We start from the raw sequence: 25583 nt of genomic DNA, 5'->3' as shown, positions 1-25583 counted from the left end.
TTTGTCGATACTACATGAACGAATCGGGAAAAACAGTCCAGAAATGATCTGCCGCTACCTTGGTCGTATTCTCGCCAGAAAGCTGATCCCGTGGCGCTGCCTATACTGCAGGCCACCTGTGAGGAATCCACCATGCCTACACGTGCCGCCACGCCTGCCGATCTCGATGACCTGGTGCCGCTGTTCGCGGCTTATCTGGCCTTTTACAGCGTGGAAAGAAGCGTCACGCAGGTGCGGGCGTTTCTGGCTGCGCGCCTGCAACGCGGCGACTCGACGATCTTTATCGCACGGCACGCGCAGGGCGCTGCCCAAGGTTTCGTGCAGCTCTACCCACTTTATGCTTCGCTGGCATTGCGCCCGAGCCTGCTGCTCAGCGACCTGTACGTTGCCGATCACGCGCGGCGCCAGGGCATCGGTGAGAGGCTGCTCGAAGCCGCTCGGCAGCATGCGCTGAGCACCGGTGCTTGTGGCTTGCAGCTGGAAACGGCGCGAACCAATCTGGCTGCGCAGTCTCTTTATGAGCGTCTCGGCTACGTTCGGGATGCGATCTACCTGACCTATTGGCTCGACCTGAGTTGAGCGCCAACGACGAGGACATGAGCATGGATCATCTGATACTGACCGTTATCGCCCAGGATCAACCCGGCCTGGTCGAGCGTATCGCTCAATGCGTGGCGAAGCACGATGGCAACTGGCTGGAGAGCCGCATGTCGCGGATGGCCGGGCAGTTCGCAGGCATCTTGCGGGTCGACGTGCCGGCGGCTTCTCACGGCGCGCTGATGGAGGCGTTGAGCGAGCTGAGTGCCCAGGGCATTCGCGTGCAGCTTGCTTCGGCGGGCGCCGAGCCGGACTGCACCTGGAAGTCGATCCACCTCGACCTGCTCGGCAATGATCGCCCGGGCATCGTGCGCGACATCACCCGCCTGCTGGCGGCCAATGGCGTCAACCTGGAAAGCCTGCTGACCGAGGTAACCCCCGCGCCCATGAGCGGCGAGCCGCTGTTTCACGCTCAAGCGACCCTGGCTGTGCCGGAAGGCTTGCCGTTGAACACGCTGCAGACCTCGCTGGAAGGCCTTGCGGACGATCTGATGGTGGAGCTGAAGTTGCGCATGGAAGACTAGGCTGCTGAAACTTGGGCGTGGTAAACCACAGGGCCGCTGAATCAGCGGCCGCTTGCCTTCAAACCGTGGCCTGGCGCTTACGCAGCGTCAACCAGGTGTCGACGCTGTATACCGCCAGGCCCGCCCAGATAAGCATGAAGGAAATGAGCTTCGCCGGGTCGAAGTGCTCGCCGTAAACGAGCACGGCCAGCAGCAGTACCAACGTCGGCGCGATGTACTGCAAAAAGCCCAGCGTCGCGAACGGCAAGTGGCGAGCGGCGGCGTTGAAGCACACCAGCGGGATCAGCGTCACCGGCCCGGCCGCCATCAGCCACAGGGCTTCGCTGGTGGTCCAGAACGCTGGCTGGCTGCTCATGGCAGCCGGATGGAAGAGGATCCAGCCGATGGCCAGCGGCAGCAGCAACCAGGTTTCCACCACCAGCCCTGGCAGTGCAGCGACCGGCGCTTTCTTGCGGATCAGCCCGTAGCTGGCAAAGGTCAGCGCCAGCGCCAGCGACACCCAGGGCAGGCTGCCGACCTGCCACAGCTGTTGTGCCACGCCAGCCGCCGCCAGCAGCACCGCTGCCCACTGCAGGCGACGCAGCCGTTCACCGAGCAACAGCATGCCGAGCATTACGTTGACCAGCGGGTTGATGTAATACCCCAGGCTCGCCTCCAGCATGCGCCCGTTGTTCACCGCCCATACGTAGATCAGCCAGTTGGCGGCGATCAGCGAACCGCTGAGGGCCAGCACCGCAAAGCGTTTGGGGTGATCGATCAACTCGCGCAGCCAGCCCGGGTGCTTCCAGACGAGCAGCAGCAGGGCGCCGAAGAGGGCGGACCAGATCGCCCGGTGCACGATGATTTCCAGCGACGGAACGGCCTGGATCGCCTTGAAGTACATCGGGAACAGGCCCCAGATGACATAGGCGGAAAGGCCCAGGATGTAGCCGCGGCGCAGATCTGCGGTGGCCATGTAAGTCCTTAACAAGGCAGTGGGGTAGCGCGACATTCTAGTGCGCAGTTGTCCGCGCGTTCAGCTTTTTGTTATCGGCGTGGCTAGCTCAAAACAGCCTCAGCGGCTCTTCGTTCAAGGCGGCGATCTGCTCGCGCAGCATAAGGATCTGCTCGCCCCAGTAACGCTCGCTGCCGAACCAGGGAAAGCTCTGCGGAAACGCCGGGTCGTCCCAGCGGCGTGCCAGCCAGGCGCTGTAATGCATCAGACGCAGGGAGCGGAAGCCCTCGATCAGCGGCAGCTCGCGCGGATTGAAGTCGTGGAACTCCTGATAACCGTCGACCAGCTCGGCGATCTGCCCGAGCCGCTCGTGCCGTTCACCTGCCAGCATCATCCACAGGTCCTGAATCGCCGGGCCCATGCGGCAGTCGTCCAGGTCGACCATGTGATAGGTCTCGTCGCGGCACAGCAGGTTGCCCGGGTGGCAGTCGCCGTGCAGGCGGATCGCCTTGGCGGGGTTTGCCGCGAACAGCTGATCGAGGCGCTTGAGCAGGTCACGCGCCACCGACTCATAGGCGGGCAGCAGGCTCTTGGGAATGAAGTTGCCTTCCAGCAGGGTCGCCAGGGAGGCATGCCCGAAGTTGTCGACCCGCAAGGATTCGCGGTGCTCGAACGGGCGCAGCGAGCCGACCGCATGCAGGCGGCCGAGCAGTTGGCCGAGGCGGTAGAGCTGGTCGAGATTGCCGGGCTCCGGAGCCCTGCCGCCGCGGCGCGGAAACAGCGAGAAGCGGAAACCGGCGTGTTCGAACAGGGTTTCGCCATCGCGTTGCAGCGGCGCCACCACCGGCACATCGCAGTCGGCCAGCTCGGCGGTGAAGCTGTGCTCTTCGCGGATCGCCTCGTTGGTCCAGCGACCCGGGCGGTAGAACTTGGCAATCAGCGGCGTTTGCGCCTCGATGCCCACCTGATAGACACGGTTTTCGTAGCTGTTCAGCGCCAGCACGCGGGCGTCGCTGAGGTAGCCCAGGCTTTCGACGGCATCCAGAACCAGGTCTGGGGTGAGGGCGGCAAAAGGATGAGACATGGGCAGCTCCGTCGGTTGGCCGCAGAGTGTAACGCCTGTGGACAATCGGTACGGCCACTATTCTCCACGCAAGGTTGCCGCGGTCAACCCGGGGTCAGACCTGCGTGCCCAGCAGCACATGGCTGGCGGCGAACTGGGCGCGGACGGCGCCGCCAAGCACGAGGCCCTGGCCGGTGAGCTGTTCAGCGGATGCCTGGGCGCACAGCGTTTGCCCGTTGGGCAGGGCGATGCGCACCTCGCAGGGGCCGTCGGCCTCGGCAAGAATCTGCTCGATAGTCCCCTCGAGCCTGTTGAGGCTTGGATCGGCTTCTTGAGCTGGCGCGCTGAGCTGCAGCCAGCCGGCCTTGAGCAAGACCATCACCGCCACGCCCGGCTGCAGTTGCAGATGCGCCGTACTGTTACGGGTGATCTGCGCCTGGATGGTCGCGCCGCCGGGCAGCTCGATATCGATCAGGTCGTTGCCACCCTGGGGCTGGATCGCCCGTACGCGACCGCCGAGCTGGTTGCGCGCGCTGGTGCGGAGCATCAGGCGGCCAAGCAACTGCAGGTCGGCATCATCGTCGGCGGCCTGCAGCACTTCGGCCTGAATCGCCTGCAAGCGCTGGTGCAGTTGCAGCAGGCGCTCACCGGCCGGTGTCAGCCGCGCGCCACCACCGCCCTTGCCGCCGACACTGCGAGCGACCAGGGGCTGGTCGGCCAGGTTGTTCAGCTCATCGATGGCGTCCCAGGCGGCCTTGTAGCTCATGCCGGCGGCCTTGGCCGCACCGGTGATCGAGCCCTGTACGGCGATCTGCTCGAGCAGGGCGATACGCTGCGGGCGGCGGGTGACGTGCTGGGCGAGCAGCGAGAGGCTGGACATGGCGGGGCGGCGATCAGTACGACGGCCGGCCACTGTGCGCGACGCTTCTGGCATCGTCAATCGTCGCCCGGGGCGGGCGTGCGCGCCAGGCAGTAGACATCCACCCGCAAGGCGCCCGCGCGCATCAGCAGACGCGCCAGTTGCCGGGCCGTGGCGCCGGTGGTCAGCACGTCGTCGATCAGTGCCAGGTGCAGGCCACTTGGCCGGGCAATGGGCGACAGCGTAAAGGCGCCACGCAGGTTGCGCCGGCGTGCGGCGGCATCGAGTTTCTGCTGGGCGGGTGGGTCGCCGATGCGCAGCAACCAGTCGCTGCGCTGGGTGATCTGCAGCGCGCGGCTGAGGACTTCGGCGAGCATCTGCGCCTGGTTGAAGCCGCGTTGGCGCTGGCGCTTCGGCGACAACGGCACCGGCAGCAGCAGATCAGGCCTGGGTAGCCCGTCGTTGAACGCGTGGGCCAGATGCCCCGCGAGCAGATCGCCGAGCAAGCGACCGATGGGCCAGCGCGCCTGGTGCTTGAAGCGATTGATCAGCGCATCGACGGGAAAAGCATAGCTCCAGGGCGCCTCGACCCGGCCGAACGGCGGCGGCCGCTTCAGGCAACTGCCGCAGGTCAGGCCCTCCACCGCCAGCGGCAGTGCGCAAACCTGGCAATGTGCGCCGAGCCAGGGTAACTCTGCTTCACAGCCGGCGCAGAGCGGCAGGGGCGTGTCGACCCGCTCGTCACACAACAAGCAGGTTTGTTTTATTTTTAACCAGTTGTAAACCTTCAATATTGCTGGTGGTTGACAGTGCATGGGGCTTCCTTAACTATGCCGCACATCCGTGTTGGGTCTGTTTCGACTGTAGCAGGCCGCCTGTAGATAAGGACTTGCCCCCATGAGCGCCAGTACCGCCACCACCCTGCGTCACGATTGGAGCCTGAATGAAGTTCGGGCACTGTTCGAGCAACCGTTCAACGACCTGCTGTTCCAGGCCCAGACCGTGCACCGCGCGCATTTCGACGCCAACCGCGTGCAGGTCTCCACGCTGTTGTCGATCAAGACCGGTGCCTGCCCGGAAGACTGCAAGTACTGCCCGCAGTCCGGCCACTACAACACCGGCCTCGACAAGCAGAAACTGATGGAGGTGCAGAAGGTGCTGGAGGCGGCGGCCGAGGCCAAGGCCATCGGTTCGACCCGTTTCTGCATGGGCGCGGCCTGGAAGCACCCGTCCGCCAAGGACATGCCCTACGTGCTGAAGATGGTCGAAGGGGTCAAGGCCCTGGGCCTGGAAACCTGCATGACCCTGGGCAAGCTCGACAGGGAGCAGACCGCCGCCCTGGCGGAGGCGGGGCTGGATTACTACAACCACAACCTCGACACCTCGCCGGAGTTCTACGGCAGCATCATCACCACCCGCACCTACAGCGAGCGCCTGCAGACCCTGGCCTACGTGCGCGACGCCGGCATGAAGATCTGCTCCGGCGGCATCCTTGGCATGGGCGAGTCGCTGGACGATCGCGCCGGCCTGCTGATCCAGCTCGCCAATCTGCCGGAGCACCCGGAGTCAGTGCCGATCAACATGCTGGTCAAGGTCGAAGGCACGCCGTTGGCCAATGAAGAAGACGTCGATCCGTTCGACTTCATCCGCATGCTGGCCGTGGCGCGCATCATGATGCCCAAGTCCCATGTGCGCCTGTCCGCCGGCCGCGAGGCGATGAACGAGCAGATGCAGGCCCTGGCGTTCTTCGCCGGCGCCAACTCGATCTTCTACGGCGAGAAGCTGCTGACCACTGCCAACCCCCAGGCCGACAAGGACATGCAGCTGTTCGCCCGCCTCGGCATCCAGCCCGAAGCGCGCGAGGAGCACGCCGACGAGGTGCACCAGGCCGCCATCGAGCAGGCGCTGGTCGAACAGCGTGACTCGCGGCTGTTCTACGACGCCGCTGCCGTTTGATCCTTTGCAGGCGCCAGGATGGCGCCTGCTCCTAGCCGGTGCGCCGTGACGGTGGCCGGTGAGCGCTGGACGCTCCGCTTTACGGTGAACCCATGAGTTTCGATCTTGCCGCTCGCCTGGCCGAGCGCCGTGCTGCCGACCTGTATCGCCAGCGACCCCTGTTGGGCAGCCCCCAGGGGCCGCTGGTGGAGGTGGATGGCCGGCAGTTGCTGGCCTTCTGCTCCAACGATTATCTGGGCCTGGCCAACCACCCGCAGGTGGTCGAGGCCTGGTGTGCGGGCGCGCGGCGCTGGGGCGTCGGCGGTGGCGCTTCGCACCTGGTGGTCGGCCACAGCACGCCGCACCATGAGCTGGAAGAGGCCTTGGCCGACTTCACCGGACGGCCGCGGGCGCTGCTGTTCTCCACCGGTTATATGGCCAACCTGGGTGCGGTCACGGCCCTGGTGGGCAAGGGCGACACGGTGCTCGAGGATCGCCTCAATCATGCCTCGCTGCTGGATGCCGGCCTGCTCAGCGGCGCGCGTTTCTCGCGCTATCTGCACAATGACGCGCAAAGCCTTGCCGGCCGCCTGGCCAAGGCCGAGGGCAATACCCTGGTGGTTTGCGACGGCGTGTTCAGCATGGACGGCGACGTGGCCGACCTGCCGGCGCTGTGCGCCGAGGCGCGACGCCATGACGCCTGGGTGATGGTCGATGATGCCCACGGCTTTGGCACCCTGGGCGCCACCGGCGGCGGTGTGGTCGAGCAGTTCGGGCTTGGTATTGACGAGGTGCCGGTGCTGGTCGGCACCCTCGGCAAGGCGTTCGGTACCGCTGGCGCCTTCGTGGCGGGCAGCGAGGCGTTGATCGACACCCTGGTGCAGTTCGCCCGCCCGTACATCTACACCACCAGCCAGCCACCGGCGCTGGCTTGCGCCACGCTGAAGAGCCTGGAGTTGCTACGCAGCGAGCACTGGCGCCGTGAGCACCTGGCTGCGTTGATCGGCCGATTCCGTGAGGGGGCGGCGAGCATCGGCCTGACGCTGATGGCCAGCGACACGGCGATCCAGCCGATCCTGATCGGCGACAGCGGCCGTGCCATGGCCCTGTCCCAGGCCCTGCGCGAGCGTGGCCTGCTGGTCAGCGCGATTCGCCCGCCCACCGTGCCGGCCGGCAGTGCGCGCCTGCGGGTCACCCTGTCCGCTGCCCATGAACCGGCCCAGGTCGATCGGCTGCTCGAAGCCCTGGCCCAGTGCTGGTCGCAGTTACCGGGGGAGTTCGTGTGATGCCCCCATCGCTGATTCTGCTCCCCGGTTGGGGGCTCGGCAGTGCGCCGCTGGTACCATTGGCCGAGGCGTTGGTCGGCCATTTTCAGGTGCGCATCGAAGCCTTGCCGGCGTTCGAGCAGGCTGACATCGAGCATTGCCTGGCCGCGCTGGACGAAGGGTTGCCCCGCAGTGCCTGGCTGGCTGGCTGGTCCCTGGGCGGCATGCTCGCCGCCTTGCTGGCCGCGCGCCGCGGTGCGGATTGCCCGGGTTTGCTGACGCTGGCCAGCAATGCCCGATTCACCGCCAGCGAGGCGTGGCCAACGGCAATGCCGGCGGCGACCTTCGCGGCATTTCGCGAGGGCTATGAGCTGAACCCCACGGCGACGCTCAAGCGTTTTGCCATGCTCTGCAGCCAGGGCGCTGCCGATGCCCGCGGACTGTCCCGCCGCCTGCTGGCGCAGGCCGATGGTGCCGATTCCCTGGCCGGCCTGGAGCTGCTTGCCGCACTCGATACGCGGCAGGCGCTGCAAGGCTTTGCCGGGCCGCAACTGCATCTGTTCGCCACTGGCGACGCCCTGGTGCCGGTGGCAGCCGCGGCGGCCATTGAGCGGCTGCAGCCGGCCGCCGAGGTTCGCCGTGTCGACGGTGCGAGCCATGCCCTGGTGGTCGAGCAGGTGAACGAAGTGGCGGCTGTGATAGCGCGCTTCGTGGAGGCGCGGACATGACTACCCGCCCGGACAAGCTTAGGGTGGCGGCGTCCTTTTCCAGGGCTGCCGGCACCTATGACAGCGTGGCGCAACTGCAGCGCGACGTCGGCCGCCAGTTGCTGTGGTATCTGCCGCTGCACCTGAAACCAGAACGATGGCTCGACCTGGGCTGTGGCACCGGCTTTTTCAGTCGCGCGCTGGCGGACTGGTATCCGCAAGGCGAGGGCATTGCCGTGGATATCGCCGAGGGCATGTTGCAGCACGCCCGACTGCTGGGTGGTGCCCAGGCTTTCGTGGCCGGTGATGCCGAACGGTTACCGCTGCGCGACGGCAGTTGCGAGCTGATCTTCTCCAGCCTGGCACTGCAGTGGTGTGCGGACTTCGCCGCGGTATTGGGTGAGGCGCAGCGGGTGCTGCGCCCTGGCGGCGTGCTGGCGTTCAGCAGCCTGTGTGTTGGCACCTTGCAGGAGCTGCGCGACAGTTGGCAGGCCGTCGACGGCTTCGTGCACGTCAATCGTTTTCGCGGCGTCGAGGACTATCAGGCGCTGTGTGCAGCCAGCGGGCTACAAGTCGAGCGCCTGCAGGTGCGTGCCCATCGTCTGCATTACCCCGACCTGCGCAACCTCACTCACAGCCTCAAGGCCTTGGGCGCCCACAATCTCAATGCTGGCCGCCCGGTCGGGCTGACCGGGCGCGCACGGCTGCGTGCCCTGGCCGATGCCTACGAGCAGCGCCGCCAGCCCGAGGGGCTGCCGTGCACTTACCAGGTTATCTATGGCGTATTGCAAAAGGAGCCTCGAGCATGAGCGCCGCCTATTTCGTCACCGGCACCGATACCGAAATCGGCAAGACCACCATCGCGGCCGGCCTGCTGTGCGCCGCGCAGCGTGCGGGGCTGTCCACCGCGGCGGCCAAGCCGGTGGCCTCCGGTTGCCAGCTCACCGCCGCGGGGCTGCGTAACGACGACGCCCTGGCACTGCTCGACCAGTGCAGCCTGCCGTTGCGTTATGAGGAGGTGAACCCGCTGGCGTTCGCGCCTGCCATCGCCCCGCACCTGGCCGCTCGCGATGCCGGCGTGTCGCTCGAGGTGGCGGCGCTGCAAACCGCGGTTCGGACGATTCTGGACAAGGGCGCGGATTTCACCCTGGTCGAGGGCGCAGGTGGCTGGCGCGTGCCGCTGGGCGGCATGGCCACGCTGGCCGATCTGGCCCGGGCCTTGGACATTCCGGTGATTCTGGTGGTCGGCGTGCGCCTGGGCTGCATCAACCACGCGCTGCTGACAGCCGAAGCCATCGTCGGTGATGGCCTGACCCTAGCCGGCTGGGTGGCCAACGTGGTCGACCCGACTGTCGCGCGGCTGCAGGACAACCTCGCCACGCTCACCGAGCGACTGCCGGCGCCCTGTATCGGGCAGGTGCCTTTCCTGCCATCGATTGGCGCCGAGCAGGTCGCGCAGCATCTCGATTTATCGCGATTGATGCTATGAGCGGCAACTCTTGCATCACTTTTGGCTGTACAGCTTTTCAGCGGCTTCTGCTTAAATGCAGGCTATAAAGTTCCTGCAGCAGGAGACGTCCCATGCAGATCTCTTCCACCAGCGCATTCAACGCTGGCATCAACACCATTCAGTCCGGCCAGCGCCGGGTCGATCAGGCCGCGGGTGAAATCGCCAGCGCGCCGGTCACTGCCGAACGTGCCCAGGCCAACGAGCCGTCTGCGGCGCGTGCCGACATCGCCGAGAACATGGTCGAGATGCGCGTTGGCCAATACGAAGCCCAAGCTGGCGCTCGTGTCGTGCAGACGGCGGACAAGGTGTTGGGCACCTTGATCGACGTTACCGCCTAAATCGCAGCGCCTGCCCGGGCGCTCGATCCCAGGAGGGAGACCGACATGCAGATTGCTGGTTTTTCTTCCGCCTATCAGTTCGCCTCGCCGCTCTCGGCTTCCGTACCTCGTCCGAACGAATCGGCCAGTTCGCCCGATCTGGCCCGTGCCTCCTTTGCGCCCGTAGCGGCGGGCAGCGAAACCGACTCTGCCAATGCTGCTACCTCGCAAGAGGAACAGGACAAGCAGCCGGAGGCTTCCGCTCCCACCAAGCCAGGCGAGCCACGCACTGCCCAGGAAGAACAGAAGCTCCAACTGGTCGTTGCCGAGCTGGCCAACCGTGACCGCGAAGTGCGTACCCACGAGCAGGCCCATGCCGCCGTGGGTGGCGTACATGCCGGAGCGCCCACCTATACCTATACCCAGGGCCCGGACGGCAAGCGCTATGCCTCCGGTGGCGAGGTGAGCATCGATGTCGGCGCTGTCGCCAATGACCCCCAGGCGACGCTGACCAAGATGCAAATCGTCATCCGCGCGGCGCTGGCGCCTGCCGAGCCTTCCGCACAGGATCGCAGCGTGGCCAGCCAGGCCCAGGCGCAAATGGCAGTGGCGCGCGCCGAACTGGCGGCCATGCAGCGCAGCGAGGGAAGCGAAGGAGAGGCCACCCAGGCCCCTGCCGACGAAGACGCCGAAAAAAGCGACGACCCGTCGGTCACGGCCGATGCCTCCACCAGCCCGCCCGTGCCTGCGGGCATCAGCCTTTATGCCGCGTCCGCGGATCAGCAGAGGCCCTCCGGATTGCTCGATCTGCGCGCCTGAGCGTGCATGGGCGGCCTTGACAGCAATTGGGCGTAAACGTATGTTTCAAACATGTGTTTGAGAGGAGCGATCCTTTCCCCATGCTCATGCTGAACACGACCGCCCACCGGTCATCCCCAACATAAGAGACCACCCGCAGAGGTACCCGCTATGCCTGATTACAAGGCCCCCTTGCGCGATATCCGTTTCGTACGTGACGAGCTGCTTGGTTATGACGCGCACTACCAGAGCCTGCCCGGCTGCCAGGACGCCACGCCAGACATGGTCGACGCGATTCTCGAAGAAGGCGCCAAGTTCTGCGAGCAGGTGCTCTCTCCACTGAACCGTGTGGGCGATACCGAAGGCTGTACCTGGAGCGAATCCGGCGTGAAGACGCCAACCGGCTTCAAGGAAGCCTACAAGCAGTTCGTCGAAGGCGGCTGGCCGAGCCTGGCCCATGACGTCGAGCATGGCGGCCAGGGCTTGCCTGAGTCGCTGGGCCTGGCCGTCAGCGAAATGGTCGGCACCGCCAACTGGTCGTGGGGCATGTACCCGGGCCTGTCCCATGGCGCGATGAACACCATTTCCGCCCACGGCACCGCCGAGCAGCAGCACACCTACCTGACCAAGCTGGTATCCGGCGAGTGGACCGGCACCATGTGCCTGACCGAACCGCATTGCGGTACCGACCTGGGCATGCTGCGCACCAAGGCCGAGCCGCAGGCCGATGGCTCCTACAGCATTTCCGGCACCAAGATCTTCATCTCCGCTGGCGAGCACGACATGGCCGACAACATCGTCCATATCGTCCTGGCCCGCCTGCCCGATGCACCGGCTGGCACCAAGGGGATCTCCCTGTTCATCGTGCCCAAGTTCCTGCCCTCTGCCTCCGGTGGCGTGGGTGAGCGCAATGGCGTGAGCTGCGGTTCCATCGAGCACAAGATGGGCATCCACGGTAACGCCACCTGCGTGATGAACTTCGATTCGGCTACCGGCTTCCTGATCGGCGCGCCGAACAAGGGCCTGAACTGCATGTTCACCTTCATGAACACCGCACGCCTGGGCACCGCGCTGCAGGGCCTGGCCCATGCCGAACTGGGTTTCCAGGGCGCCATCAAGTACGCCCGTGAGCGCCTGCAGATGCGTTCGCTGACCGGGCCGAAAGCGCCGGACAAGGCTGCCGACCCGATCATCGTGCATCCTGACGTGCGCCGCATGCTGCTGACCATGAAGGCCTTTGCCGAAGGCAACCGGGCGATGGTCTACTTCACCGCCAAGCAGGTGGACATCGTCAAGTACGCTCAGGATGAAGAGCAGAAGAAAGCCGCTGATGGCCTGCTGGCCTTCCTGACTCCGATCGCCAAGGCGTTCATGACCGAAGTGGGCTTCGAATCCGCCTCCCACGGCATGCAGGTGTACGGCGGCCACGGCTTCATCAGCGAGTGGGGCATGGAGCAGAACCTGCGCGACTGCCGCATCGCCATGATGTACGAAGGCACCACCGGGGTGCAGGCCCTCGACCTGCTGGGCCGCAAGGTGTTGATGACCCAGGGCGAAGCGCTCAAGGGCTTCACCAAGATCGTCCACAAGTTCTGCCAGGCCAATGAAGGCAACGACGCCCTCAAGGCGTTCGTCGGGCCGCTGGCCGCGCTCAACAAGGAGTGGGGCGAAGTGACCATGAAGATCGGCATGGCCGCCATGAAGGATCGTGAGGAAGTCGGTGCCGCTTCGGTCGACTACCTGATGTATTCCGGGTACGCCTGCCTGGCCTACTTCTGGGCCGACATGGCGCGTGTGGCGGCCGAGAAGATCGCCGCCGGTGATGGTGACCAGGCCTTTTACAAGGCCAAGCTGCAGACCGCGCAGTTCTACTACGCGCGCATCCTGCCGCGCACCCGCACCCACGTGGCAGCCATGCTGTCTGGTGCCAGCAGCCTGATGGACATGAGCGAAGAAGATTTCGCGCTGAGCTACTGATCCTTCAGCGCCCCATGAACCGCGGCCCGAGTGCCGCGGTTTTTTATGGGCGCAGGGCAGGATCCTGATAGTGCCGGCGTGCGTCGGCAGGCAATTACAGGCAAAATGCCAGTCTCTTTTTTCGGTCACTGCGGAGCTCGCCTTGCCGCGTCTCGTCGCGTTGCGCTTGGGACATTTTCTGCCGGCATTGTTGCTGCTCGGCGGCGGTCTGCTGGCCGCGACCCTGCCGACCCTGACCGAGTTCTTCACCTCGCTGTTCAACGTGCTGCCCACCTCGCTGCTGCTGCTCGGCGGCACCTTCTGCGTGGTCTACGGCCGCCAGCGCGAACTGTTCATGCTGCTGGTGCTGTACCTGGGCTACTTTCTGCTCGACGAGCAGGCCGATCACTACCGTGAGTTCGGCCGGGTGCGTGATGACGCGGCGCTGGTGTTTCACCTCAGCAGCCTGCTGTTGCCTGCGCTCTATGGCCTGTTCGCGCTGTGGCGCGAGCGTACCCACCTGATCCAGGATCTGGTTGCCCGGGCGGCCGTTCTGCTGGCGGTCGGCGGTGTCGCGGCAGCCCTGGCACGGCGTTATCCCCAGGGCCTGGAGCAGTGGCTGTCGGTGATCCGCTGGCCATCGCTGCATGCCGAGTGGATGAGCCTGGTGCAGCTGGCCTACCCGGTGTTCCTGCTGGTGATCATCGCGCTGCTGATCCAGTACCTGCGCACCCCGCGGCCGGTGCATGCGGTGCAGCTGGTGGGGGCGCTGGCGCTGTCGTGGATGTTGCCCAATACCTTCATCCAGCCCCATGCGCTGCAGGTGATGTCCAGCGTGGTGATGCTGATGATCGTCGTCGGGGTGGCTCATGAGGCCTACCAGATGGCCTTCCGTGATGAGCTGACTGGCCTGCCCGGGCGCCGCGCGTTGAACGAGCGCCTGCAACGCCTGGGGCGCAACTACGTGATCGCCATGGCCGACGTGGATCATTTCAAGCGATTCAACGACACCCACGGCCATGACGTCGGCGATCAGGTGCTGCGCGTGGTCGCCAGCCAACTGCGCAAGGTGGGTGGTGGCGGCAAGGTGTATCGCTACGGCGGCGAGGAATTCACCCTGGTATTCGCCGGCAAGGACATCGAGCAATGCATGCCGCATCTGGAGGCGATACGCCAGGCGGTGGAGCGCTACCAGATCCAGCTGCGTGATCGTCAGCAACGCCCCGTCGACGACACCCTGGGGCGTCAGCGCCGTGCCGGCTCGGGGGCGTCCCAGGTGTCGGTGACGGTGAGCATCGGCGTGGCGCAGTCCGGCGACCAGCATCGCAGTGTGGAAGAGGTGCTCAAGGCTGCCGACAAGGCGCTGTATGGCGCCAAGAGTGCAGGTCGCAACCGCGTGAACAGCCAGGCGCAGCGCAGGCGCGGTGCGGTGAAGTTGAAGGGCAATCCGGGCTGACCGATCAGTGGCTGACCGGTCACGACACGACCCTATGTGTCTGAAAAGTTGTTGAGCTAGACTCGGCGTCTGACCGTGCTACCGAGGACTTCCCATGGCCGACTACAAAGCTCCCCTGCGTGACATGCGCTTCGTGCTCAACGAGGTTTTCCAGGTCTCCAAACTCTGGGCCCAGTTGCCGGCCCTGGCCGAGGTCGTCGACGAGGAAACCGCCAACGCGATCCTCGAGGAAGCCGGTAAGATCACCGCAGGCATGATCGCCCCGTTGAACCGGGCCAGCGATGAAGAAGGCTGCACCTGGGCCAATACCGAAGTACGCACGCCGGCCGGTTTCATCGAGGCCTACAAGGCCTACGCCGAGGGCGGCTGGGTTGGCGTGGGCGGTGATCCGCAGTTCGGCGGCATGGGCATGCCCAAGGTCATTTCCGCCCAGGTCGAGGAGATGGTCAACTCGTCCAGCCTGTCGTTCGGCCTCTACCCGATGCTCACCGCCGGCGCCTGCCTGTCGATCAACGCCCACGCCAGCGAAGAACTCAAGCAGGCCTACCTGCCGAACATGTACGCCGGTACCTGGGCCGGCTCGATGTGCCTGACCGAGCCGCACGCCGGTACCGACCTGGGCATCATCCGTACCAAGGCCGAGCCCCAGGCCGACGGCAGCTACAAGGTCAGCGGCACGAAGATCTTCATCACCGGTGGCGAACACGACCTGACCGAAAACATCATCCACCTGGTGCTGGCCAAGCTGCCGGACGCACCGCCAGGGCCCAAGGGTATTTCGCTGTTTCTGGTGCCCAAGTTCATGGTCAACGCCGATGGTTCGCTGGGCGAGCGCAACGCGGTGTCCTGTGGCTCTATCGAGCACAAGATGGGCATCAAGGCATCGAGCACCTGCGTGATGAACTTCGATGGCGCCACCGGCTACATCATCGATGCGCCGAACCGCGGCCTGGCGGCGATGTTCACCATGATGAACTACGAGCGCCTGGGCGTTGGTATCCAGGGCCTGTCGACCGGCGAGCGCTCCTACCAGAGCGCCATCGAGTACGCCCGCGAGCGGATCCAGAGCCGTGCGCCGACCGGTGCGGTGGCCAAGGACAAGGCGGCCGACCCGATCATCGTGCACCCGGACGTGCGCCGCATGCTGCTGACCATGAAGGCGCTCAACGAGGGCGGTCGCGCCTTCTCCAGCTACGTGGCCATGCAGCTCGACACCGCCAAGTACAGCGAAGAGCCTGCCACCCGCAAGCGCGCCGAAGAGCTGGTGGCGCTGCTGACCCCGGTAGCCAAGGCGTTTCTCACCGACCTCGGGCTGGAAACCACCATCCATGGCCAGCAGGTGTTCGGTGGCCACGGTTATGTTCGTGAGTGGGGTCAGGAGCAGCTGGTTCGCGACTGCCGCATCACGCAGATCTACGAGGGCACCAACGGCATCCAGGCGCTGGACCTGGTCGGGCGCAAGATCGTCGGCAGTGGCGGCGCGTTCTGCCGGCATTTCACCGAAGAAGTGCGGGCCTTCGCCAGTGCAGGGTCGCTGGCCGAGGAGTTCAAGGCGCCGCTGCTGGAGGCCGTGGAGATTCTGGAGACGCAAACCGAGGCGTTGCTCGAACGAGCACGGCTCAACCCGAATGAAATCGGCGCCGCTTCCGTGGAATACCTGCACCTGTTCGGCTACACCGCCTACGCCTACATGTGGGCGATGATGGCCAAGGCTGCCCAGGGCAAGGAAGGGCAGGATGATTTCTATGCCAGCAAGCTGGGTACCGCGCGCTTCTACTTCGCCCGCCTGCTGCCGCGCATCCATTCGCTGAACGCTTCGGTGAGTGCGGGCAGCGACAGCCTCTACCTGCTGGCCGCTGAGCAGTTCTAAGGGCGTGAGCCGCGTGTAGGCGATTGCTTACACGCGGTTCTGCCTTTACCCACTATTGGCCTTTGTGCCCGGGGCGTAATCTTCACTTCAAGGACTTAGCGCAGGAAGCGCACTGAAGCAGACAGGGATACGTGGGAAGGTGCCAGGATGGCGCGCTGATCAAGGATGTCAGAATAGAGTCTGTAGACCCCGCCTCGGCGGGGTTTTCTTTTTGCGCGAGGAAAAGTACCTGGTTGTCCCGCTGCAAGGAGCCCGGAGCCGGGCTCCTGCGTGGTGCGCCTGTGTCAGGCGGTCTTTTCGACCCAGGCGGCAAAGGTGTCGATGTACTTCTGCAGGAAGGGCTTGATGCTGTCGCTGAGCGTGCCGCTTTCGTCGAAGAAATTGCCCGCGCCGCCCAGGTAGGCTTCCGGCTGCTGCAGCAGTGGCATGTCGAGGAACACCAGGGCCTGACGCAGTTGGTGGTTGGCACCGAAGCCACCGATGGCGCCTGGCGAGGCGCTGACCACGCCGGCCGGCTTGCCGCTCAGGGCGCTCTGCCCGTAAGGGCGCGAGGCGACGTCCACGGCATTCTTCATCGGCGCGGGAATCGAGCGGTTGTATTCGGGGGTCACGAACAGCACGGCGTCAGCGGCTTTGAGCGCGTTGCGGAAGGTGGTGTAGGCGGCCGGAGCCGGATCGACGTCGATGTCTTCGTTGTACAGCGGCAGCTCGCCGATCTCGACGATCTGCAGTTTCAGGTGCTGCGGGGCCAGGTCGGCCAGCGCCAGCGCCAGCTTGCGGTTGATCGACGCCTTGCGCAGGCTGCCGACCAGTACGGCCACGTTGTAGGTTTTGCTCATGGAAGCTCTCCAGAAAGGGGTGGAGCAGTTATAGACAGGGCCAGCACACTATAGACTCCGCACGGCGATGCGAAAGCAGCCGGGCTATCTAGCTGGCGCCATGGCGGTGCCAATGAGCGATTTTTCTTGAACCGGATGTTGCCGGCACCAGTCGATTGTGGAGTATCGCCCAGCCGGGCCCACTATAGGACTACCATCATGGATCTGATCCGCATTCTGATCGCCATTCTCCTCCCGCCGCTGGGGGTTTTCCTGCAGGTCGGCTTCGCTGGCGCCTTCTGGTTGAACATCCTGCTGACCTTGCTCGGTTATTTCCCGGGCATCATTCATGCGGTGTACATCATCGCCAAGCGGTGAGTTGAGCAAGCGAGCAATAAAAAACGCCCCGAGGGGCGTTTTCTTTTTGTCGTGGCTTAGCGTCGCCAGCATTCCGCTGGCGTCCCTTTACTTGAGCCTTTTACGCCCTTATCCGTAAGGGTGAGGTTGCCACATGAGTCGTTTGTCATGGAGTTCGTGGCAGTCGCAGTAAGGGTATAGCTGAAGTCATCCACGGCCGACAACGCCAACGTATAGTTTTCAGTCCCGCTGTCCTTTGGCGTCTTGGCGAAAGGAAGATCAGGCCCGGTATTTGCCGCTTTCGTGTATTTGCCGTTAGCCGTGTAGTAGCGCTCCATGAAATGGGAGAGCTCCATCAGCGCAGCCTGGGCATCCGCCCGTTTGCTCTTGCGCACATGCTCCTGGTAGGAGGGGTAGGCAATAGCTGAAAGGATGCCGATGACCGCGACGACAATCATCAGCTCGATCAATGTGAAGCCCCTCGCTCGACTACGGTAATTCATCTTTGAACGACAATTCTTCATAACGTTACCTATCGATTAACTTCGCGCCAAGATATCCGCCCAAGCGAGCGTGCCAGGGGATCGGTAGGTGAACAGAACGGTTCTCCGCCTGCCGAGCCAGAGAAACATATCAGATCATCTCCGCCAGCATTTGAGCCGTCATTATTGCCCTCTAAAAAAGTAGGTGTCTTGATGGCGCCGTACTGCGGGCTTTTTATTCCCGAATAAGGGATCTTATTGCCGGCTGCGTCGGTGTAATAATCATTTCCGTCTAGCGTTCCGTTGCTGTCAGCGTCGAAAAAGGCCTGATCCAAGCGACTGCCGCTGAATACATCAAGCGCCATGACCCAGCTGCTCCCCCCACCGGCGCATGGGTCTGAAGAGGGTGTAAGTGTACTGAACACGACGGCACCATTTCTCAAAACAGGCCGTGAAACAACTCGCTCGCCAGTAAGAGCATTCGAGCCACCCTGAGCTTGTTTCCAAAGAAGATCCAAGTACCAACCTTTGGCATCACCGAGCGAGGTTTTGCTAACTGCGCGGCCCAGGTTCGTACCGGCTGCAGTGCGTTCGTTAATGATCGTCTGCTCTTGTAAATCCGTCCGGCTAATTGGCGTGTTTCGATCTATGAGTCCATAGAAAGATTCTATTCTTTGGTTTTGTAGTAAGTCCGTATCTGTTACCTGATAGAAGCTGCCAGTGCCGAATAGCACCAATGCCGAACCGTCTTTATTTAGCGCGGCTGAGAGTGGCGCGGTAATCGATTGTGCGCGGTCGCTACCATCCACGGCAGTGAAGATGGGGGCGTTGGGCGTAGCCCAGTTGGCGGGGTTAGCATCCGTAATATCCATGCGCCACAGTTTACCCGCTGTATCTCCCACGTAGATACGGTCTGCGACCCTGTCATTATTCATATCTACCGCAAGCGGTTCACCCATACCACCCGAGGTGGTAAGAGAGAATTTCTTTATCACTGAGCCGTTTGCCGCGTCTAGAATCCAGACTTGCCCGGTGCTGACCGTGGCATTAACAAAGCCGCTACTGACGATTACTCCAAACTTCCCGTTAGCGAGGGCGACTATTTTCGGCTGTTGAATCGGAAACGCCATGTCGGGCGCGGTAAATTCCCACAGTACGCTACTCGATCCCATACTGTCCGGATTTGTAACGTCTAGCGCAAAGACACTCTTGCCACCAGCGCCCGTTGTGCCTACGACAATGGTTTTCCATGCGCTATTTATCCAGACATCGGAAAATGCCGGGGTACCATCAACGTAATAACGGTGTGTATAGGCTGGGTCTGTCAGCGCATAAAGGGATCCCAGTACGTTCCTCGGCACATAGGCGAAAAGCTCACTTCCACCGCTGCTACTCAAGCTGGCATTGAATATATGCAGCATGCCATCGTTGGCGCCTACCGCGATGATGGGAGTACGGTTTTGGTAAGCGTTAGTACGACGGAACGTCTGGTAGCTGGTGCCGGCCGATGCCCATGAGCTACCGCTCAGAAGGTTGTAACCAAAGTCTTGTTTATGAATGAACTGCGGGTCGGAGTTGACAATGTCACCCAGACGACTAGCTCGCTCTCTGAACGGGCGGGTTGGGTTATCTTGGTTTCTTTCCTTTGCGCGATTTCCGCGAAGATAAGAAACTCTATCAGAGCCTAACGTATCATCGACAGAGTTGTTGCCAGCGCCAGATGACTTCAACAGAGTTTTTGCATCGTCGTCTAGGGCGCTCCACGTGAACTCTTTAGCTGCAATCGCCGTGGAGTAGCTATTGTTGCTTCTGCCTGATAAGGCAGTGCTGGTGAAAATCATGCGACTAGATTCAGCGCTCAACGCATCCAGTTTTGCAGCTGCACTCCAGGTCGAGGTGCTTGCTACAGTATTATTTGAGGAAACAGCTTTAGCGACAAGATCTCCGCTCCATTTTGCATTGTTATATAGCGATTGGAATACAGCACTGCCGGTATCCAGTTGAGTTGAGTTGGTAGCCAAGGACGTGGTGGAGCTACGTGTTTCCTGAACGATTTTCGCAAAGGCCTGCTTGAGGCTGCTCACCATATTCTGAGCATCACTGGCGACAAAGAAATTGTCCGGTCGTTTGTAACCTGCGCTGAGGTATTGGCCGGTTGTCCACCACATCGCATCGGTGATGCTCGCTCCTGTGGTGTCAGTGGAATAGGGTTGAAAATTATTGGGGACGGTAAAACCACCATATTTTGCGGCGAGCCAGTACTGGTTGGAGGCTTTGGACGCCAGTGCTTGATTCTCCCGAACATCTACCCAGTAAGTTGAAAGCGTTTGCTTGCCTGATATGTTTGGGCGTAGGTCTTTTGTGTGCGAATCGTACGCAAGGCCAGCAATGTAGGCAGAGTTAAAACGGTCACCTGTATAATTGTTCGCGCTTTCCTTGAGATCCACGCCTTCAAGGGCGCCAACTTTTGCGGTAGCAGTCACTACGTCAACGGTTGTATCAGCTATGACTTCTGCCGGTTTTTCAGGCTCTCCTGCACTACTCGTGGCGCCCGGGAGGTTCTTGTCCCTGTGGGTGTTGACGTCACCGATACCTAGTATCACGTTTTTCTGGCAAGAGTAAGTAATGGGGTCAGCCCATTGGGTAATTACTGGGAAACCATCGGCGGTTTTATAGCGGTTCTCGGACGTATCATCGTTGAGATTGGAGTAACTAGGGATATTACCTTGGTGTTTGAAGTAGCGAACGGCTGTGTAATACAGCTCACTGACCGGGTCTAGACTTTTGTGATTTCGATCCGACATCGAGCCAAATTTATTCAAATAATTAATTACGCCGCTATCGACTACGCCGTAACCGGTCGCTGTAGCGTCATCTGGGTTAGGGTTCTTGACGAATACGCCAGTCGTAGCGCTCCATTCTTTGTTAGGATTGTTGGTGCCGCCATCGCCAAGCGTTGGGCCTATGTATTTTTGATTAGCGCGTAGAACCCCACCGTCTCGACCGTTGCTGGAGTCATTGAGGTAACTGAATGCGCTGTAGCGCAACGTCCCTGCATACTGCTGAAGAAGCCCCTCGGGTTTATAGTTGCTTCCATATTGCTTGCAGTTTGCCTCAACTCCACCAGCATCAGTGGATGGATCGCACACTTTTACTCGAAGCCTTACTCGATAAATACTTTTTACTTGTCCTTGCGGTGTGTAATCAGTGATAAGCCTACTGTTTTTGAATTGGGCGTTGAGCGACGGTTGATAGTCCACCCATTCTCGCTGTTTTTCACCTGTCGATCCGCCGCCCCCGATCCCGTCCCGCCAATTCGAGAACAGCATGTCATAGTCGAGGCCTTGAAGGCGGATATGAAAATTTGTCCAGTCTGAGCTAGCAGGTGTGGCGCCTGTGATTTCTGCTTGGGGCAGGATTCCCTGACGATTATTCTGAACGTCTTCTATTCTATTGCCGGCTGCAGATTGGCCGCTATGCCTGGCCTTTTGCAGCACTGTAAGCTCGGCAGTGTCTCGATATCGTTGTCCGCCCGTTAGGGCGCTACGGAATGGATCAATGGTTGGCGTTGCAGCCCAATTGAGAAAGTTTCCGCTCCATTCTTTTTTAGCGCTACCTACGTTGCATTTGCGGTCAACTGCTTTGCCATTGGGGTAGAACCAGGTGTCGTCAGCGTTGGTGCCGTCGTATTTGTAGAGATAGCATTTGGTTGGGTCAAAATAACCTGTGTAATTGACGGCGGAGCTATAGTTTCCCAAGTTTGCAACCGAGAGGATCGTCGGCCACTCTACGGATGGAACTAAAGCCAAACTGCCGGGTACACTTTCAGAGGGCAGAAGTAACGGTGATTGCGCTACTGCCGCGCGTGCCTGTGCCGCTGGGAAAAAAAGCCCGAATGTCAATGCGAAGGCAAGCGTGGCGCTGCCAAGGGAGCTGTTCTTTAAGCGGCCATACATGGCTTGATCTTTTAGCATGGTTTTAGCGCCTATATATGGAGCGTAATTCGACTTTCGATGCCCAGCTGCTTGCGTCATTTTTAGTAGTGCCGAGACCTTCGGCTTCTATTCGTATCACGCTTGAGCTGATCGGCGCACCGGCCTGTAGTGAGTCACCTGCTTTTACAATGCTTATTCCAGGCAGCGGTGTGATTTTATATCTTGGTGTACCCAGCCCCGATAGCGCCGTACCACCTGCCCAGGCAGGCGTCGCCGTGTAGTTCTGCCAATAGGTACGGGTTTGCGCTCGAATAACGGACTCCGCTTGGCGCATCGCCGTTTCTGATGCTTGAAAAGCAAGGCTTTCATCGCGGCTGTTTCCCGCCATCCGCTCTTGCATCGTTGTTCCGCGAATACTACTTAGGCCTATTATGGTGAGCAGTAGAAGCATCATGAGAGCGACGATCAGAATTGCTCCACCTTGATCCTTTTTTAAATTCAAAGTTTTCATGGCAATCTATTTCGTATTCCGATGGTGGATGTGAATTCTCGTGTGGTTGGGTTGCTCACGTCGAGGCTGGAGGTTTTTATCGTCACTTGCGCCGATACGACTGCTGCCCAATTACTGATGCTTTGTGCGTCGACATAATTCCCCGTTACTTGGCCGTCCGCGTCCCCGATTGCGTATTTTACCTGCAGATCTGTAACGCCGCTTATCAGCTCTGCGGCGGCTGGCGATGCATCTGCGTAATTGATCCGTTTGAGCGTCGCGCCCTCTATGTAATAAGCGATGCTTCGGTATTGGAGTATTTCAGCCGTGGTGGGGTAAGTGCGGGGGAAGTTTTGTGCCGATGTCAGTGTTGACGCCGTGTCCGCGGAGTTGTTTTTAAATAGGTCGCAGCTGACAGGGTCGGCGATAACCACGAAACTGTTTTGTTTAAGCCCAGTTGCTGCAGTTGTAGTCAGGCTATTTGCTGTGGTGGCAGATAGCGTTAGCCCTGTATCACCAGCAGCATGCTTCAGTAGTATTACATCCGTGCCGGTGTCCCTGGATCCCGTAAACCAGGAGGGTGCGCTTTGGCTGCTGTCGACCCCATATAGTCCACCGTCTAACGTGTAGCGTACGTCCGTCTCGCCGCTTATGTTGTTGATCCCGCTCAGGCATTCGCCTTTATAACTCGCATTGCGAATGTCGTAGCCGAGAAAAGTCATTGCGAAACGGCCGTTCTCCTGCACGCGTGAAAGTCCTTCGGTTGCAATATAGGTTTGCTTGCTCGAAAGAAATATCTGCATAACACCGAGCATCAATAGCAAGCTGAGTGTCATTGCAATCATCAGCTCTACAAGAGATAGGCCGATCTGGTACTTAATGGTACTGATTTTCATATTTCTACTCTGTACACGAAAGTTGCTGTGCCGTCCGCAGTCAACGAGCTTCCGTCAGCCTTTTTGATACTGCCTCGGCTATCGTCCCAGTTGATCGTCACGGTAACTATTCGGGTAGCGTTATCACGCTCTATTCGGGCCTTTCCGCTAGGTAGTTTGGCTACTTGTGTAAGCCATTCGGTAAGGTCCTTATCTGCGCGTGTTGAGGTAGACGTGTGTGAACTTTTAAGCGCATCCAGGTTATAACTACCTGCAATCGCTGCGGTTCGATTTGCCCGCATGCGATCGATTATGTCGTTGGAGAGTATCGTTGCCTGAGAACGGTAGTAAGAACCTTCGTTACTCTTAATACTGGTTGCCTGCAAACCAGCCAAGCCGAGTAAGCCGATAGACAGAATGACCATGGCCACCAGCACTTCGATCAACGTGGCGCCTCGTTGCGGATAGTGAGAGGTCTTGATCATCAGCAGTCGACCTTCTTCTGTGTAGTCGTGCCAATCACGGAAACGGCAAGGGTGCGTTTCTGCGGTCCTGTACAGCTTGGCGTGTTGACCGCGAAGTTCGATGCAGCAGTTACCGTGCCGTTGGATTTGAAGGTCAAGCCTGTACCTGGTCCTGCCACCGCAAGGCCGGTAACGGCGTCCCATACCTTTATTACCGTGGTGCCGGACAGGATCAGCCAGCCTGCGGCCCAGTCCGCCGAGTTGTCGCAATCGTCCCCGGCAGCGTTTCTTCTGCAGATCACCACGTTGCTGCGTCTTTTCACGGCTTCGGAGCGGGCCAGCTGGATGGCGCCCTGGAGCTCATTGGTCATCGCCAGGGTGCGGTTGTCACGCAGGATGTTGCTGAACGAGGGAGCGGCAATGCTGATGACGATCGCCAGTACGGCAATCGTGACCATCAGTTCGATAAGGGTGAAACCTCGGGTGAAACGCATGGCAAGTCTCGCTGGTATGGGCCAGCGAATACTGTCACTTTGCTGTTTGGCCAGATAGCGGTGGAGGATATTCGGTTGCTTCCAGTCACCGAGCGGTTAGCTATTCACACTTGGCGTTATCGCTGGGGGTGGCGAGTCGAGTTCGACCTGCCACGTTCACCACGACACTCCGCACGGCGATAGCTTCTCGGCAAAGCGTGAAGGTGCCGTTTAGGCTGTGGGTCGTGCCATTGGACATGAAACTGATGTGGCTTCTTGAACGAAAATTGGACCAGTTCCAGCTATAGGCCGGGGCGATTCTCAAGGTCCGAAGGATCGGCTCGCCCTCGTCAACGCGCCCATTGTGATTGTGGTCGGCGAAGATGATCAGCTGGTTTTGCCAGCGCCGTGTGCCGCAGTCGTCAATACCCTCGCATAGGCTAACCGTAGTGCGGCGGGTAACGGCCTCGGCACGTGAAAAGTGCAGGGCAGTCAGCAGTTCATTTACATGAGTGGCTTGTTGAGTGCGCTGCATATGGCTGCTGAAACTGGGTGCGGCGATGGCCATCAGTACTGCCAGCAGGGTCAGGGTAACCAGCAGCTCCACCAAGCCCACAGCCTTCTGCTGCTCTCTATTCATGATGCACCTCCCTATGCGCGTATGATTGGTGGCCTTCCTGGCTGCTTTTTCTATTTACACCCTGAGGTGTGGCTGTCAAGGCATGTTGTTTGTCTACGGGGTGGGTTGTGGGTGCGGATGTAGTCGTTATCGGTGGTGGGGTCATCGGGTTGCTGTCGGCGTATCTGTTGGCGGGCGCGGGCAAGCGGGTCGCGCTGGTGGATCGCATGGCGGTTGGTGGTGAGGCGTCCTGGGCGGGGGGCGGAATTGTTTCGCCGCTTTACCCGTGGCGCTATAGCCAGGCGGTGACGGCGCTGGCCCATTGGTCTCAGGATTACTACCCGGCCTTTGGCGAGCGGTTGCTGGCGCATACCGGCATCGATCCCGAGGTGCATGTCACGGGGCTGTACTGGCTGGATCTGGATGACCAGGCCGAGGCGCTGGCCTGGGCGCAGCGCGAGGGGCGGCCGCTGCATGAAGTGCCGGTCGCGTCCGCCTACGCCCAGGTTCCTGTACTGGGTGAAGGATTCGAGCGCGCCATTTATATGTCCGGGGTGGCCAATGTGCGTAACCCGCGACTGGTCAAGGCGCTGCGAGCCGCGCTACAGGGGCTGCCGAACGTTGCGCTGCATGAGCACAGCGCGGTTCTGCAGTTCATTCATGACGGCGCGCGTGTCACCGGGGTTCGTACCGCTGAGGGCGAGGTGCTGGCCGAGCAGGTGGTTGTCGCTGCCGGTGCCTGGAGTGGCGAGCTGTTGCAGAACCTGGAGTTGAGTCTGCCCGTCGAGCCGGTGAAGGGGCAGATGATCCTGTTCAAGTGTGCTGAAGACTTTCTGCCGAGCATGGTACTGGCGGGTGGGCGTTATGCGATTCCGCGGCGCGACGGGCACATTCTGGTGGGCAGTACCCTGGAACACGCCGGCTTCGACAAGACACCGACCGATGAGGCGCTGGCCAGTTTGCGCGCTTCCGCCGAAACGCTGCTGCCGGCGTTGCGCGATGCCGAGGTGGTGGGGCACTGGGCCGGCCTGCGCCCTGGCTCGCCCGAGGGCATCCCCTTTATCGGTGAGGTGCCCGGTCACCCGGGGCTGTGGCTGAACTGTGGGCATTACCGCAATGGGCTGGTGTTGGCGCCGGCGTCCTGCCAGTTGCTGGTGGACCTGATGCTGGGGCGCGAACCGATCATCGATCCTGCGCCCTATGCGCCGTCTGGGCGATTGCAGTAAGGGGCGACCTGCCTGGTTGGCAGGTCGCCAGACCCTGGGTATCGCTTCGCTCA

At 61.4% G+C, this 25583-nt stretch carries 26 protein-coding genes; 14 read left to right on the top strand and 12 right to left on the bottom strand.

All coding sequences use genetic code 11. From position 1 onward, the window contains the following. Positions 1-132: 132 nt before the first annotated feature. Entirely contained in the window at positions 133-579 is a 447-nt protein-coding gene (locus tag QYS36_RS00365; RefSeq protein WP_308837606.1) for a GNAT family N-acetyltransferase, read from the top strand. Positions 580-602: 23 nt separating this feature from the next. Next, the gene (locus QYS36_RS00360; protein WP_308837605.1) at positions 603-1121 is read left to right on the top strand and encodes an ACT domain-containing protein; all 519 of its coding nucleotides are present in this window, start codon (positions 603-605) and stop codon (positions 1119-1121) included. Between the two features lie 58 nt (positions 1122-1179). Here QYS36_RS00360 and rarD read toward each other — a convergent pair whose 3' ends face one another. The 4 genes from rarD to QYS36_RS00340 form a co-directional block, all read right to left on the bottom strand. After that, positions 1180-2076, bottom strand: a complete 897-nt coding sequence (gene rarD, locus QYS36_RS00355; protein ID WP_308837604.1) for an EamA family transporter RarD — start codon at positions 2074-2076, stop codon at positions 1180-1182. 88 nt (positions 2077-2164) lie between these two features. Next, complete coding sequence (locus tag QYS36_RS00350) at positions 2165-3139, bottom strand: serine/threonine protein kinase (protein ID WP_308837603.1); 975 nt, start codon at positions 3137-3139, stop codon at positions 2165-2167. Between the two features lie 94 nt (positions 3140-3233). Beyond that, complete coding sequence (locus QYS36_RS00345) at positions 3234-3998, bottom strand: TOBE domain-containing protein (protein ID WP_308837602.1); 765 nt, start codon at positions 3996-3998, stop codon at positions 3234-3236. A 56-nt stretch (positions 3999-4054) separates the two neighbouring features. Further along, entirely contained in the window at positions 4055-4792 is a 738-nt protein-coding gene (locus QYS36_RS00340) for a ComF family protein (RefSeq protein ID WP_308837601.1), read from the bottom strand. Positions 4793-4874: 82 nt separating this feature from the next. On the opposite strand from QYS36_RS00340, the gene bioB reads away from it, so the two are divergent. The 10 genes from bioB (at position 4875) to QYS36_RS00290 (ending at position 15791) form a co-directional block, all read left to right on the top strand. Next, entirely contained in the window at positions 4875-5933 is a 1059-nt protein-coding gene (bioB, locus tag QYS36_RS00335; RefSeq protein WP_308837600.1) for a biotin synthase BioB, read from the top strand. Between the two features lie 92 nt (positions 5934-6025). Further along, on the top strand, positions 6026-7198 hold the full coding sequence (gene bioF, locus QYS36_RS00330) for an 8-amino-7-oxononanoate synthase (RefSeq protein WP_308837599.1): 1173 nt from the start codon (positions 6026-6028) through the stop codon (positions 7196-7198). After that, positions 7198-7905 carry an alpha/beta fold hydrolase gene (locus QYS36_RS00325; RefSeq protein WP_308837598.1) on the top strand — a complete coding sequence of 236 codons (708 nt, stop codon included), beginning with the start codon at positions 7198-7200 and terminating at the stop codon, positions 7903-7905. Before bioF ends, QYS36_RS00325 begins: the two co-directional genes overlap by 1 nt. Beyond that, positions 7902-8693 carry a malonyl-ACP O-methyltransferase BioC gene (gene bioC / locus QYS36_RS00320; RefSeq protein WP_308837597.1) on the top strand — a complete coding sequence of 264 codons (792 nt, stop codon included), beginning with the start codon at positions 7902-7904 and terminating at the stop codon, positions 8691-8693. The genes QYS36_RS00325 and bioC overlap by 4 nt, the downstream gene beginning before the upstream one ends. Continuing rightward, positions 8690-9373 (top strand): dethiobiotin synthase, encoded by a 684-nt coding sequence (bioD, locus tag QYS36_RS00315; protein WP_308837596.1) that lies wholly within the window; start codon positions 8690-8692, stop codon positions 9371-9373. Before bioC ends, bioD begins: the two co-directional genes overlap by 4 nt. A 92-nt stretch (positions 9374-9465) precedes the next feature. After that, complete coding sequence (locus QYS36_RS00310) at positions 9466-9732, top strand: hypothetical protein (RefSeq protein WP_070884509.1); 267 nt, start codon at positions 9466-9468, stop codon at positions 9730-9732. A gap of 45 nt (positions 9733-9777) precedes the next feature. Beyond that, the gene (locus QYS36_RS00305; protein ID WP_308837595.1) at positions 9778-10530 is read left to right on the top strand and encodes a putative metalloprotease CJM1_0395 family protein; all 753 of its coding nucleotides are present in this window, start codon (positions 9778-9780) and stop codon (positions 10528-10530) included. A 150-nt stretch (positions 10531-10680) separates the two neighbouring features. After that, positions 10681-12486 carry a phenylacyl-CoA dehydrogenase gene (locus tag QYS36_RS00300; RefSeq protein ID WP_308837594.1) on the top strand — a complete coding sequence of 602 codons (1806 nt, stop codon included), beginning with the start codon at positions 10681-10683 and terminating at the stop codon, positions 12484-12486. 142 nt (positions 12487-12628) lie between these two features. Beyond that, positions 12629-13921, top strand: coding sequence for a GGDEF domain-containing protein (locus QYS36_RS00295; protein ID WP_308837593.1), 1293 nt, complete (start codon positions 12629-12631; stop codon positions 13919-13921). 94 nt (positions 13922-14015) lie between these two features. Then, entirely contained in the window at positions 14016-15791 is a 1776-nt protein-coding gene (locus tag QYS36_RS00290) for an acyl-CoA dehydrogenase C-terminal domain-containing protein (RefSeq protein WP_308837592.1), read from the top strand. Between the two features lie 284 nt (positions 15792-16075). Here the strand turns inward: QYS36_RS00290 and QYS36_RS00285 are convergent, their stop codons facing one another. After that, positions 16076-16630, bottom strand: a complete 555-nt coding sequence (locus tag QYS36_RS00285) for an NADPH-dependent FMN reductase (protein WP_308837591.1) — start codon at positions 16628-16630, stop codon at positions 16076-16078. Between the two features lie 198 nt (positions 16631-16828). Here QYS36_RS00285 and QYS36_RS00280 point away from each other — a divergent pair, with 198 nt between their 5' ends. Then, positions 16829-16987, top strand: coding sequence for a YqaE/Pmp3 family membrane protein (locus tag QYS36_RS00280; RefSeq protein WP_070884503.1), 159 nt, complete (start codon positions 16829-16831; stop codon positions 16985-16987). Positions 16988-17043: 56 nt separating this feature from the next. On the opposite strand, the gene QYS36_RS00275 is transcribed toward QYS36_RS00280, so the two are convergent. From QYS36_RS00275 to QYS36_RS00245, 7 genes are all read right to left on the bottom strand, one after another. Then, complete coding sequence (locus QYS36_RS00275) at positions 17044-17469, bottom strand: type IV pilin protein (RefSeq protein ID WP_308837649.1); 426 nt, start codon at positions 17467-17469, stop codon at positions 17044-17046. A 29-nt stretch (positions 17470-17498) separates the two neighbouring features. After that, a complete protein-coding gene (locus QYS36_RS00270) occupies positions 17499-21422 on the bottom strand; it encodes a PilC/PilY family type IV pilus protein (protein ID WP_308837590.1) in 3924 nt (1307 codons plus the stop codon). A 4-nt stretch (positions 21423-21426) separates the two neighbouring features. Continuing rightward, the gene (locus QYS36_RS00265; RefSeq protein ID WP_308837589.1) at positions 21427-21894 is read right to left on the bottom strand and encodes a PilX N-terminal domain-containing pilus assembly protein; all 468 of its coding nucleotides are present in this window, start codon (positions 21892-21894) and stop codon (positions 21427-21429) included. Beyond that, on the bottom strand, positions 21891-22769 hold the full coding sequence (locus tag QYS36_RS00260) for a PilW family protein (RefSeq protein ID WP_308837588.1): 879 nt from the start codon (positions 22767-22769) through the stop codon (positions 21891-21893). The genes QYS36_RS00265 and QYS36_RS00260 overlap by 4 nt, the downstream gene beginning before the upstream one ends. Then, positions 22766-23233: a type IV pilus modification protein PilV gene (pilV, locus tag QYS36_RS00255; protein WP_308837587.1), complete on the bottom strand. Its 468-nt coding sequence runs from the start codon at positions 23231-23233 to the stop codon at positions 22766-22768. Before pilV ends, QYS36_RS00260 begins: the two co-directional genes overlap by 4 nt. Further along, the gene (locus QYS36_RS00250) at positions 23233-23706 is read right to left on the bottom strand and encodes a GspH/FimT family pseudopilin (RefSeq protein WP_308837586.1); all 474 of its coding nucleotides are present in this window, start codon (positions 23704-23706) and stop codon (positions 23233-23235) included. Before QYS36_RS00250 ends, pilV begins: the two co-directional genes overlap by 1 nt. A 100-nt stretch (positions 23707-23806) precedes the next feature. Beyond that, entirely contained in the window at positions 23807-24325 is a 519-nt protein-coding gene (locus tag QYS36_RS00245; protein WP_308837585.1) for a GspH/FimT family pseudopilin, read from the bottom strand. 107 nt (positions 24326-24432) lie between these two features. On the opposite strand from QYS36_RS00245, the gene thiO reads away from it, so the two are divergent. Further along, positions 24433-25530: a glycine oxidase ThiO gene (gene thiO, locus QYS36_RS00240; RefSeq protein WP_308837584.1), complete on the top strand. Its 1098-nt coding sequence runs from the start codon at positions 24433-24435 to the stop codon at positions 25528-25530. Positions 25531-25583 lie beyond the last annotated feature (53 nt).

The organism is Pseudomonas sp. G34, from assembly GCF_031119625.1.
Taxonomy (GTDB): Bacteria; Pseudomonadota; Gammaproteobacteria; order Pseudomonadales; family Pseudomonadaceae; genus Aquipseudomonas.
The sequence above is the reverse complement of the archived record's forward strand: the minus strand, read 5'-3'. Positions and strand labels throughout refer to the sequence as shown.